The 11,053-nt window shown below is 70.4% G+C and carries 11 protein-coding genes; 8 read left to right on the forward strand and 3 right to left on the reverse strand.

Annotation, left to right across the window (positions count from 1 at the left end):
* On the forward strand, positions 1-415 hold a 415-nt coding region (locus E1264_RS32930), incomplete at its 5' end, for a hypothetical protein (RefSeq protein ID WP_207936539.1).
* Between the two features lie 222 nt (positions 416-637).
* Positions 638-1,645, forward strand: a complete 1,008-nt coding sequence (locus tag E1264_RS32935; protein ID WP_207936541.1) for a hypothetical protein — start codon at positions 638-640, stop codon at positions 1,643-1,645.
* 130 nt (positions 1,646-1,775) lie between these two features.
* Here the strand turns inward: E1264_RS32935 and E1264_RS32940 are convergent, their stop codons facing one another.
* Entirely contained in the window at positions 1,776-2,243 is a 468-nt protein-coding gene (locus E1264_RS32940) for a MarR family transcriptional regulator (protein WP_132179761.1), read from the reverse strand.
* Positions 2,244-2,316: 73 nt separating this feature from the next.
* On the opposite strand from E1264_RS32940, the gene E1264_RS32945 reads away from it, so the two are divergent.
* Positions 2,317-3,033 (forward strand): VOC family protein, encoded by a 717-nt coding sequence (locus tag E1264_RS32945; RefSeq protein ID WP_132179763.1) that lies wholly within the window; start codon positions 2,317-2,319, stop codon positions 3,031-3,033.
* Positions 3,034-3,058: 25 nt separating this feature from the next.
* Here E1264_RS32945 and E1264_RS32950 read toward each other — a convergent pair whose 3' ends face one another.
* Positions 3,059-3,670, reverse strand: a complete 612-nt coding sequence (locus tag E1264_RS32950) for a maleylpyruvate isomerase family mycothiol-dependent enzyme (RefSeq protein WP_132179765.1) — start codon at positions 3,668-3,670, stop codon at positions 3,059-3,061.
* 69 nt (positions 3,671-3,739) lie between these two features.
* Positions 3,740-4,723, reverse strand: coding sequence for an RNA polymerase subunit sigma-70 (locus tag E1264_RS32955; protein ID WP_207936543.1), 984 nt, complete (start codon positions 4,721-4,723; stop codon positions 3,740-3,742).
* Positions 4,724-4,881: 158 nt separating this feature from the next.
* On the opposite strand from E1264_RS32955, the gene E1264_RS32960 reads away from it, so the two are divergent.
* The 5 genes from E1264_RS32960 to E1264_RS32975 all read left to right on the forward strand — a co-directional run.
* Positions 4,882-5,490, forward strand: coding sequence for a GntR family transcriptional regulator (locus E1264_RS32960; protein ID WP_279491738.1), 609 nt, complete (start codon positions 4,882-4,884; stop codon positions 5,488-5,490).
* A 70-nt stretch (positions 5,491-5,560) separates the two neighbouring features.
* Positions 5,561-5,716, forward strand: coding sequence for a hypothetical protein (locus tag E1264_RS44870; RefSeq protein WP_207936547.1), 156 nt, complete (start codon positions 5,561-5,563; stop codon positions 5,714-5,716).
* A gap of 79 nt (positions 5,717-5,795) precedes the next feature.
* Positions 5,796-8,087, forward strand: coding sequence for a tetratricopeptide repeat protein (locus E1264_RS32965; protein WP_132179769.1), 2,292 nt, complete (start codon positions 5,796-5,798; stop codon positions 8,085-8,087).
* Between the two features lie 585 nt (positions 8,088-8,672).
* A complete protein-coding gene (locus tag E1264_RS32970; RefSeq protein ID WP_132179771.1) occupies positions 8,673-9,614 on the forward strand; it encodes a ParB/RepB/Spo0J family partition protein in 942 nt (313 codons plus the stop codon).
* 387 nt (positions 9,615-10,001) lie between these two features.
* The coding region (locus tag E1264_RS32975; RefSeq protein WP_165964496.1) for an AMP-binding protein at positions 10,002-11,053 on the forward strand (1,052 nt) is incomplete at its 3' end.

The raw sequence follows: 11,053 nt of genomic DNA on the forward strand, positions 1-11,053 counted from the left end.
GGCCGGAGGGACGGCGACCACGCCGAGGCCCGGCAAGGAGCGGCCCTCGGTGACCACCTTCAAATGGGCGTCGACAGAGCTCACCCCGCAGCTGAAGCAGACGGCCTGCCTGTACCGCGTCAGATACGGCAATTTCGGCAACACCGCTTTCGCCCAGGTCAGGACCTATGGCTCGGGCTGCGGGACGGTGACCGTCTCGGTCTATGGGCAGTCCGGCTCGTTCACGGGGACGTGGAGTTCGGCCGCGACGGCCCAGACCGGCCGGGACGGGTGCGGCGCCTACGTCGAGCGGCAGGCCACCTCGTCCGCGAACCACATCGCGACCGGGATGGCCGTCGCCTTCGGCGGCACCGGCGCGACGGCGCGCTACCTGCACGGCACCGGAAAACCGATCAGCCCGCACAGGGCCTGCTGACGCCCTCCCGGAGGGACCTGAAGACGGGTCTTGCCAGAGTATGTCTGACATCCGACAATCTACATATTACGTAGACCCTGACCTGCCGGCTACTTGGCCTGCCTGGTAGGAAACCCTCCGGTTCCCTACGGGTCTCTACGTTGCGTCCACAGAGACGGAGGGGGCGGCAATGCACGCGAAGCGCCGCCGTGACGTCTGGGAAAACTGACGGAGAAGGTGGTCATGTACCGCACAGTTCGGCGACACGTGTTCGTTGTCGCGACCCTCACCGCACCGCTGCTCGTCGGCTCCGCCGCACAGGCCGCAGGAACCCCCGCCGACGCGCGGGCCCGCATCTCCACCGCGTTCGAGATTCCGGGGGACCGGGTCTACCCCGAGGGAATCGCCGCCGACCCCCACACCGGCGACCTCTACACCGGGTCGTTCGAGGGCGGCGCGATCTTCAGGGCCCGGCCCGGGCAGCGCGTCGCCGAGGAGTTCCTCCCCGCGCGCGGGGACGGGCGCTCGCAGGCCCTCGGGCTGGAGGTCGACCGGTCCAGGCGCCTGTGGGTGATGGACCGCCTCACCGGGCTCGCCGTGTACGACATTCCCAGCCGCCGCCTGCTGGCCCGGTTCGTCGTCCCCAACCAGGACCCGCGCCTCGTCAACGACGTCGCCATCACGCCGGACGGCACCGCCTACATCACCGAGAGCCGGCAGGCCATCGTCTACCGCGTCACGCCGGAGCAGCTCGCGGAGGCCGGTGAGCAGGGCGGCGAGGTGCCGCTCACGCCCGCCTTCGACCTGTCGGAGGTCGTGGAGCCGCACGCGCCCAACACGATCACCCTCAACGGGATCGTGGCCGAGCCATCGGGCCGCTACCTGCTCACCGTGGACATGACCGGCGCCGACCTCTACCGCATCGCCCTGCCCTCCGGGGAGGTCGACAAGGTGGCCCTGAGCGGCGGAAGCATCCTCACGGGCGACGGCATGGAACTGCAGCACGGCACGCTGTGGGTGGCCCACCCCATCGCGAACGCCTACGCGATCAGCAGGTGGCGCATCGGCTCGGACGGCCGTGAGGCCCGGATGACCGGGCGGCTCACCGACCCGGCGCTGCAGACCCCGACGACCCTGCTGCGGAAGAACGGGAAGCTGTACGTGGTCCGCTCGCAGTTCGACAAGGGCGGCCCCACGGGACCGGGCACCCCGCAACTGCCATTCTCCGTCGCGTCCGTCCGCGGCTTCTGACCCGGTCGCCGTCCGCTTCGGAGTGATACCCGGGCCCTGGCAGTGGGGCACTGGTCGGGGCGCAAGCCTCGCCGGTGGCCAGGGCCCGTCCCGCCGCCGCGCGTAGTACCGGCCGTCACGCCGGCCCGGGTCAGTCGGGCTGGCGGGTCAGGGCCATCGTTTCGCGTTCGTAGGTGAGCAGGGCGTTGATCACCAGCCGCCGCTCGGCCGGGGACAGCGGCTCGAGCGCGGTGCGCCAGGCCGCCGCCCCCGCGCCCAGCCAGGCCTCGATCGCGGGACGGTGGGCCCCGGCGATGGTCACGATCGTCCGGCGGCGGTCGTGCTCGTCCTCGCGCCGTTCCAGGATGTTCTGCCGGCTCAGGTCCCCGACCATCAGGCTGACCGTCGTCGAGGCGAGCTGGAGCTGCTCGGCGAGCCGCTTGACCGTGGCGGACTCGTCGTAGAGCAGCAGCGCCAGCAGCGAGAGGTGCCGGGGCGTGAGCGCGAAGTCGCGCAGCCGCTCCGGGACCGGCATCCGCTTGGCGCGCGCCATCAGCCGCGGCATCAACCGGATCATCTCGCGCACGCCCTCGTCGACGGTCGGGCCGTCGGTTGACATCGAAACCCTCCGAGATTTAGTGTTGCTTTCAAATCTATTTTGATAGCAAGGCATATTATGCCGGAGGGCGCTCATGGCCGTCTACGACCTGGACCACTTCACGCTCGGTGTGCGGCACCTGTACGCCAGTGCCGAGCGGCTGCGCGGCGAGACCGGGCTGCGCTGCCACGAGGGCGGATGGCTGGACGCCGTCCCGACCGCCCACCGCACCATCCCGCTGCCGGGCGACGCCTACGTCAACGTCGAGTCGGTCATCGACCACCACGCCGAGCTGCCGCCCGGGGTCGGCGCGTTCCGCGACTGGTTCGAGCAGACGACCCGCCGCGGCGACCACTGGATGAGCTGGAACCTGCGGGCTCGCAGCCGCGCGGACCTCGAGGAGGTCGCGCGGCGCTTCGGCGGCGAGGTGGTCACGGCGCCCGGCGCCCGCCGGCCGGACGGCTCGACCTGGAGCACGGCCATGGCCCCGGGGAACGTCGCGGTGACCTGGGGGCGGGGGCTGCCGAATTTCTACTTCCACGAGGACATGGCGCGGCATCCGGCGCGCCGCGCGCCCATGGACCACGAGCGTCCGCTGCGCGGGATCGGCTGGCTGGAGGTGGGCGGCGATCCGGCCGAGCTGGAGGAGCACGTCGGCGCCGAGACCTTCGCCGCGCTTCCGCTGCGGTTCGTCGACGGTCCCGCCGGGCTCTACGGCGTCGGGCTGACCACCCGCGACGGCGAGGAGATCGCGCTGCGCGCGCCGTCCGGCGCCCCTGGCCTGGCCGAGCTCGCCGCCCGATCCTCCTGAGGCTCCCGGCCGGGGGCGGATCGCGTCAGCGGGGCGTTGTCCGGGCCTCGTCGAGGGCGCGGCGGCCGGTGATCACCAGGAGGATCTCCTTGGCGGGCAGCGCCACGACGGCGGGTCCGTCGCCGACGGAGGCGTCCGCGTCGGTGGCGACCAGTCTCCGTCCGGCGAGGTCGACGCCGAAGAACTTCAGCTGCTTGTCGGCGGCCGATCCCAGGACCAGCGCGACGCGCTCGGCCGGCGGTGAGGGGAGGCCCAGCGGTTCGGTCACGTCGAGGCCGTGGATGACGTCGTGGCTGAGGGCGCCCGCCTGCCCGCCGCCGGGCGGCCGCCAGGGGTGCTCGATGTTGCGGCGGAGAAGGCCGAGGAGGTCGGCCTCGCTCATCGCCCGGGCCGCCGACCGGGCGTCCCGGTCGGCGTACCGGTTGAACGAGAACCGGGCCCGGACCAGGCCCGTCACGAGCCCGAGGGGCTTGGTCCGGAACGGCATCGTCATGTGGGCGATCACCTCGCGGACCCGCCAGCCGTCGCAGAGGGAGGGGGCGTCCCACTGCTCTGGCGCGAGGTCGGCGAAGAGGCCCGCGAGCCGCGTGCGCTCCGCCCGCGTCTCGGTGGTCAGGTGGGCCGTGGACGTTTCCATCGCGCTGTGTCCTTCCGCGTCGTCGGGTGTTCACCGGCTTGTACGACGCGGCGCGCGGGAACTCATCGCTCAGACGGTGACCTCCTCCCCGGCCCGGAGGGACGCGGGGAGGCCGAACTCGGCGAACCGGCCCTGGGTGCCGAGGAAGGTGATCATCTGGGTGAGGCGCCCGTCCCGTATGTCGACCGACACGAGGGCGAACGGATGCAGGACGCCGCCGTCGCCGGGCCGGTACTGCCCGAACCCCGGGGCCCCGTTGATGCGGCAGGGGACCAGCCGCGCGCCCGCGCAGGAGTCGCTGGACCCGGCGAGCGCGGCGATCGTCCGCGCGCCGTCCATCCGCCACGGGAACGGCGGCATCGAGGCCACGGCGTCCTCGCGCATCACCGCGGTCAGCCCGGCGATGTCGTGGGACTCGAACGCGGCCACGTAGCGGCGGAGCAGATCGCGCTGCGCGGCGTCGTCGGGGTCGTAGAGGTCGAACGGGTCGGGACGGTTCGCGGCGAGGGTGGCCCGCGCGCGCTGCAGGGCGCTGTTCACCGCGGGGACGGTGGTGCCGAGGATCTCCGCGGTCTCCTGGGCGGTGAACACCAGGACGTCGCGGAGCACCAGGACGGCGCGCTGCCGGGGAGCGAGATGCTGGAGCGCCGCGATGAACGCCAGCCGGACCGATTCCCGCGCCAGGACGACGTCATCCGGGTTCTGGCCGTCGATCAGCCGCGAATCGGGCATGGGCTCCACCCACGTCTCCGGGGGGAGCGGGGCGCCGAGGTCCGGGCCCCGGGTCGCCGAGGCCACGTCCACGACCAGGGCGCGGCGCTTCGCCGCCCGCAGCATGTCGATGCAGACGTTGGTCGCGTTCCGGTGGACCCAGGTGCTGAGCCGGGCCCTGCCCGGGTCGTACTGGTCCCGCTTGGCCGACGCCCGGATCAGGGTCTCCTGGACCGCGTCGTCCGTGTCGGCGGACGAGCCGAGGAGCCGGTAGCAGTAGCCGGTCAGCGGGACGCGCAGAGCCTCCAGGTCCTCGATCGCCACCCCGCCGCGTGCCCGCACGAGCCACCCTCCTCAGTTTGTTGGTATGAGAACGGTCTATTAGACCACCCACTGGATAACCTGCGGTTCCGCACGGATCAGAGGCGATCGCCTCCGGCGAGAAGAGCACCGCGGACCTGTTCAGCCCGGTCAGCGTCGGCGGCATCTCCGAGGTCATCGTGGCGCAGATGCGGGCGCTGATCAGGGAGGGCAAGCTCGTCCCCGGCGACCGGCTGCCCAGCGAGCGCAGCCTGTGCCAGCGGTTCGGGGTCAGCCGGGTGACGGTCCGCGAGGCGCTGCGCGTCCTTGAGGCCGGCGGGCTGGTGGACATCCGCGTCGGCGCCCGCGGCGGCGCCTTCGTCACCAAGCCCTCCAGCGAGCGGGTCGGGGAGGGGCTCGCCGAGCTGATGACGCTGGCGCCGATGACCGGCGGCGACGTCACCGAGGCCCGCCTGATCTTCGAGCTGGGCATCCTGCCGCTGGTGGTGGAGCGCGCGACCGAGGAGGACATCGCCGAGCTGCCGTCGCTCGTCGAGCGCGGCCTGGACGCGCTGGAGGACGGCACCTACACGATGGCCACGTCCGCCGAGTTCCATGTGCGGGTCGCCTCGTCCACCCACAACCCGGCGATCGAGATGCATCGAGCAGCGCGACCTCGAACGGGCCCGCGCCATCATGACCCGCCACCTGCAGCGCACCGCCGACCGGCTAGCGGAGAGCGCCGGCGGCGAGGCCGCCGAAGCGGCCGAGCCGGAGAAGCTCGCCTAGCCCGGCGGCTCACCCGCTGAAGACGAGGCCGCGACGGCGTTCGAGGGCGCCAAGGACCAGCCCCACGGCCTGGTCTCGGCCTTCCTGCACATGGGCCTGGACCTCGGTAAGGTCCTGGGCCCGCCGATGGGCGGCGTGCTGGCCGAATGGGTAGGCGTCGCGGCGATGTCCAAGGTGGCCGCAGTGGGACTCCTCACGGCATACCTGATCTTCCTTGCCTCGCGCAGCGGGCATTCACGACACTGATCCGACCCCCTACCGCAGTTCCTTCCAACGCTCCCTGCCGCGCGAAGGGAGCGAATGACTGAACGCCCCGGGGGATGGCATGGCTTCGGTGTTCGTTGACGAGCTGGAGCGGCTGCTGGCCAGGCGTCGCCTGTCCTGGCGGAGGCTGGCAGAGCTCACCGGCTACCATCCGAGCTGGTTGAGCAAGATCAGGCATGGCGCCCCGCCCTCCGCCGACCTGGTCAGGCGCTGCGACGAGGCGCTGGAGGCCGATGGCGCGCTGATGGCGCTGGCGGCGGTGGGGAAGAAGCGGCGTCCCGCTCAGCTTCCCGCGCCGCCCGCGGGATTCGTCGGCAGGAAGAGTCAGATGCGACGGATGGCCGACGTCCTCAATGGCCGTATCCCGCCGACCGGCGAGGCCCCGCCGGGAGCGCCGGCGATCGTGGCCATCGAGGGTCCACCCGGCGCCGGCAAGACCGCGGCCGCGCTCCGCTGCGCCCACGACATCGGCGGGTCCGGCGAGGAGAGCTATGCCGACGGCCGCCTGTACGCCGACCTGCGGGGCTACTCTCCGGACGGCCGCCCGGTACAGCCGGGCGAGGTGCTGGCGGAATTCCTGATCGCGCTCGGCATTCAACCCCAGGACATCCCGGAGGGGCTTGAGCAGCGTGCGAAGGTGTATCGCTCGTTGCTGGCCACTCGGCAGCTCCTGGTCGTGCTGGACAACGCCGCGTCCTCCGGGCAGGTGGAGCCGCTGCTGCCCGGATCGGCGGGATGCGGGGTGATCGTGACCAGCCGCAGGAGGCTCGTCGGCCTGCCGATGCGGGTGGCCGTCGAACGGATATCCCTCGGCCCGATGACCGAGAAGGAGTCCATGGCGGTGCTCCGCGCCGCGGTCGGCGACGCCCGCGCCCGGGCGGAAACGGCGTCCCTGACCCTCCTCGCGCGCCGCTGCGGGCACCTGCCCCTGGCGCTGAGAATTGCCGCCGAGCGGGTGGCGGCGCATCCCCACCACCCGCTCGACGAACTGGTGGACGAGCTCGCCGCGGAACGGCACCGGCTGGACGCGCTGGAGGTGGACGACTCCGTCGCGGTCCGGACGGTGTTCGGATGGTCGTATCGCGAGCTGGGCGACGATGAGGCGCGGATGTTCCGGTTGCTCGGCCTGCATCGCGGCCCGCACATCAGCGTGGAGTCGGCCGCCGCGCTGGCCGGGACGTCCGTGGTTCAAGCCCGGCGTATTCTGCAGAAACTGGCCCTCGTCCATCTGCTGGAAGGGGCTCCGCACAGCAGGTACCGCTTCCATGACCTGCTTCAGGTTTACGCCGCCGAACGCGTCGAGGCCGAAAGCGCCGCCGCGGAGAGGAATTCCGCGATACGGCGCCTGGCGGACTGGTACCTGCATTCCATCGCCGCCGGGAGCAGGGCCCTGGCGCCCTTCCGGCCGAGCCCGATGGAGCTGGGATCCCCGGCGCCCGGGATCACCCCGCTGACGTTCAGCTCCGACCAGCACGCGCTGCGCTGGTACGACCTGGAGGCACCGAACCTCGCGTCGATCATCAGGCTGGCGGTGGACCATCGGCTGTACGAGACGGCCTGGAAAATGGGCATCGCGCTGTTCGACTACCTGCGTCTCCTCCGCAAGCCCGGCGCCCTGTGGCTGGCGACGGCCACGCTGGCGCACAAGGCGACCCGGGCCGCGGGCGACCGCCGTGCCCAAGGGTGGGCGGAGACCAGCCTGGCCGAAGGGTACCGCTGGCTGCGCCAATACGACCGCTCCCGGCAGCTCTTCGAGCATTCCCTGTCCCTGCAACGCGACGTCGGGGACCGGCACGGTCAGGCGTGGGCGCTGGCCGGGCTCGGGTTCGTCGCCGTCGATCGCGAGCAGATGGAGATCGCGTACGACCACGCCCGCGAGGCCCTCTCCCTCTTCCGCGAGGTCGGTGATCGGCATGGCCAGGCGTCGGCCATGTTCACCCTGGCGGACGTCCACCATGGGCGGCGGCGGCACGATGAGACGCTCGACGTCCTTGAGGCGGCGCTGAAGATCTTCGAGGAGATCGAGAACCACGACGGCCAGGGCCTGACGCTGGCGAAGATGGCCGAGACCTACACCGCCCTCGGGAAACCGGAACAGGCTCTCGACCACATCGACCGCTCGCTGCGGGCCCGCCGGCTGGCCGGCTCACGGTGGGGCGAGGCCGACGGCCTGGCCCGCCGGGGCCGGATCCTGCACGCTCTCGGCCGGCCGGAGCACGCGCGAGAATCCTGGGAGGCCGCGCTGGCGCTCTATGAGAAGGTCGACGACCCGCGAGCCGCCGACATCCGCGCCTACTTGCAGGGACAAACCGCCGACCCCGGAGCCGGAATATTGACACGGCCCGCATGGTGAGCCGCCCGCTCTCCTTACTGTTTCCTGTATGGCACAACAGGTCAACATTGCGTCCGGCAATACCGGTTCCTATGCTGGGGAGTGCATGTTTGGCCCGGCCTAGTTGTGTGCTCCCCAGGCAGGAGTTTCCATGCATCGCGAGAGAGCTGTCACCCCGACCCGCGCCGCCAGGGCATATCCGCGATCCGAAGCATTCCGGGCTCCACCACGCAAGATGGAGCGATCCAGAAGCCTCAGCGTGCCATCCGCACGTTCCCGCCGGTAGAAACCATCAGCCCGTCGTGCCCGTCGTGCTCGTCGAGCGGACGGGGCTTGTCACGAAGACGGCACGAAAGCGTCGAGCATCTGGCCGCCATGGCCGGCCGTGGGTCCGGGCTGCCCGAGCCCTGGCTCCGCGAGTGCCGTGCGAATGCGGCCGGAGGATGAGAGGTTCACGACCACTTTCCGATCGGCGAACTCGTCTGCAGGTAGCTGAGCAGGAGGCATACGCTGAGTACTCAAGCCGAATCCCAAGCGGCTCACCAATGGCTATCCAGTGATGAGCAGGGGGGAGGGGATGGTTGGTTACTCTCGGCAGAAGAGACGGTGCTCATTTCCGACCTGCTCCCCGCTGACTCACCACGCTCTGACAGAGAAGACTTGGAACACATACGCGTCATGGCGGAAGCGGGCAACACGCTTCCGCCGATCATCGTGCATCGGCCCACGATGCGCGTCGTGGATGGAATGCACAGGCTTAGGGCGGCGCGGTTACGCGGTGAGGACAAGATCGCCGTACGCTTCTTCGACGGTGATGAGCGGGATGCGTTTGTACTCGCGGTCAAGTTGAACGTCGCGCACGGGCTGCCCCTCTCCGCCGCGGACCGGGCGGCGGCGGCCCGGCGCATCATCAGGTCACACCCCGACTGGTCCGATCGCGCGATCGCCGCCGTCGCCGGGCTCTCCGACAAGACCATCAAGGAGATCAGGACGGCCGCCGGCGGAGAGGCGATGAAGGCGGTGGTCAGGGTGGGCCGCGACGGCCGGCGCAGGCCGGTCGACAGCGCGCTGGGCAGGGTGACGGCGAGCGAGTGGATTGAGAAGAGGCCGAATGCTTCGAGCCGGGAGATCGCCCGATTAGCGGGTATCTCACCCGCCACTGTCCGTGACGTACGGAACCGCCTTGACCGTGGCGAAGGACCTCTGTCCGCTTCGCAGCAGCGGGCCCGGACGAAGTCCTCCGAGCCGCGCGCCGCCGGCCGACGAAAAGGCGAGCCGCTCCGCGAGGAGAGTTCGACCGAGGATTTTAGCAAGGCGCTGGACCGCCTGATGAAGGATCCCTCACTGAAACGCACCGAGAAGGGCCGTGCCCTGCTGCGAAGCCTGAGCTTTCACTCCTTCCTCCAGAAGCACCAGGCGCAGCTGGCCGAAGTGATACCGCAACATCAAGCAAGGATGGTAAGCGAACTGGCGCGGACTTGCGCCTCGGTCTGGTTGAGGTTGGCAGAGGAGGCCGAAGAAATTGCGCTGAGGATGCAGGAGACGTGACGGGGCGCTGACAAGTGGGCAACTGCGGATCCACCGCAGTTGCCCAGCCCTCCCCGAGTTGCCCAGCCCTCTCCGCGACCGGTCCGCCGACCTGGCGCGACCTGACTTCACCGCCGGTGGCCTGCCAATGTCGGCACTGATTCGGCGTGGTGCACCGGCCCGTGCGGGCGGCCATGACAATGGCGCTCGCCCACGTGGCGCATTGTGATGCATTCGCGCGCACCGTTCTCGGCGTGCCTTGAATTGCGGCCGTGTGGTCGACAGGCTAGCGTGAAGCGCAGCGTGCGCGTCAATGGCAGGAATTGTCGGCCCAGAATGCGTCACTCCCGAGCCGGATGATTGGAGTCATCGACCATGTCTCATGCGCCTGAGACTCGGCGGTCCCACGTGCACCTCGGCAACGACGATGACCTCCCCGCGCAGCGCACGATCCCCGAACTGTTCGCCGGCGTCGTGAGATCCCGGCCCGGCGCGCCGGCACTGATCGGGCCCGATGGTCAACTGACCTTCGCCGAGCTCGACCGGCTTTCAGGGCACCTTTCCGGCAGCCTGGCGGCGCGCGGCATCGGACCCGAGAGCCTCGTCGCGATCAGAGTGCGAAACCCGGTGCGCAGCATCATCGCCATGATCGCCGTGACGCGGGCCGGGGGCGCCTACCTCGCGATCGACCACACGTACCCGCCGGACCGCCTCAAGTTCATCCTCGACAGCGCGACGCCCCAGCTCGTCATCGGCGACGGCGCCGACCTGGGCATCGAAGTGGCCGCCACCCTGCCCGTGTTCACGCTCCCGCCAGGCGTGGACGGGGATGAACGCAAAGCTGATCGCACGGAGCACCGCCCCGAAGAACCGGATATCTCAGCGGACAATTTGGCGTACGTCGTTTACACCTCCGGATCAAGCGGAGTTCCCAAAGGCGTTGCCGTGTCGCACGCGGGCGTCGAAACGCTGGTACGGGAACAGTCCGCCCGCTTTGCTCTCGGCCCTGATGCCCGGGTGCTGCAATTCGCCTCGCTGAGCTTCGATGCCTCGGTCTCCGAAATCTGGGTGACCCTTCTGGCCGGGGCCGCGCTCGTCTGCTCCGACGGCGAGCGCATCCTTCCCGGCGACGATCTCGTCCGCATCGTCGAGCGGTTCGGCGTCACGCACGTCACGCTGCCTCCTTCGGCGCTGCTCGCCATGGCGCCCGAGGACCTGCCCGGCACGACGATCGTCGTGGCGGGCGAGGAATGCCCGGCTCACCTGGCAGCGCGGTGGGGCCAGGACCGCCGTCTCATCAACGCCTATGGCCCCACCGAGACGACGGTGTGCGCCACGATGAGCGACCCCCTCGATTCGGCGGAGGCGCCCATCGGTCGTCCGTTGGCGGGACGGAATGCGTATGTGCTGGATGAGGCGTTGCGGTTGGTGCCCGAGGGTGTGGTGGGGGAGTTGTACGT

Source organism: Actinomadura sp. KC216 (assembly GCF_004348535.1).
Classification (GTDB): Bacteria; Actinomycetota; Actinomycetes; order Streptosporangiales; family Streptosporangiaceae; genus Spirillospora.

What these genes read in the sequence shown, in the direction of transcription:
- E1264_RS32940 (WP_132179761.1), bottom strand. Translation starts at nt 2,243, where the DNA reads ATGTCAACCGACGGCCCGACCGTCGACGAGGGCGTGCGCGAGATGATC.
- E1264_RS32950 (WP_132179765.1), bottom strand. Translation starts at nt 3,670, where the DNA reads ATGGAAACGTCCACGGCCCACCTGACCACCGAGACGCGGGCGGAGCGC.
- E1264_RS32935 (WP_207936541.1), top strand. Translation starts at nt 638, where the DNA reads ATGTACCGCACAGTTCGGCGACACGTGTTCGTTGTCGCGACCCTCACC.
- E1264_RS32965 (WP_132179769.1), top strand. Translation starts at nt 5,796, where the DNA reads ATGGCTTCGGTGTTCGTTGACGAGCTGGAGCGGCTGCTGGCCAGGCGT.
- E1264_RS44870 (WP_207936547.1), top strand. Translation starts at nt 5,561, where the DNA reads ATGGGCCTGGACCTCGGTAAGGTCCTGGGCCCGCCGATGGGCGGCGTG.
- E1264_RS32945 (WP_132179763.1), top strand. Translation starts at nt 2,317, where the DNA reads ATGGCCGTCTACGACCTGGACCACTTCACGCTCGGTGTGCGGCACCTG.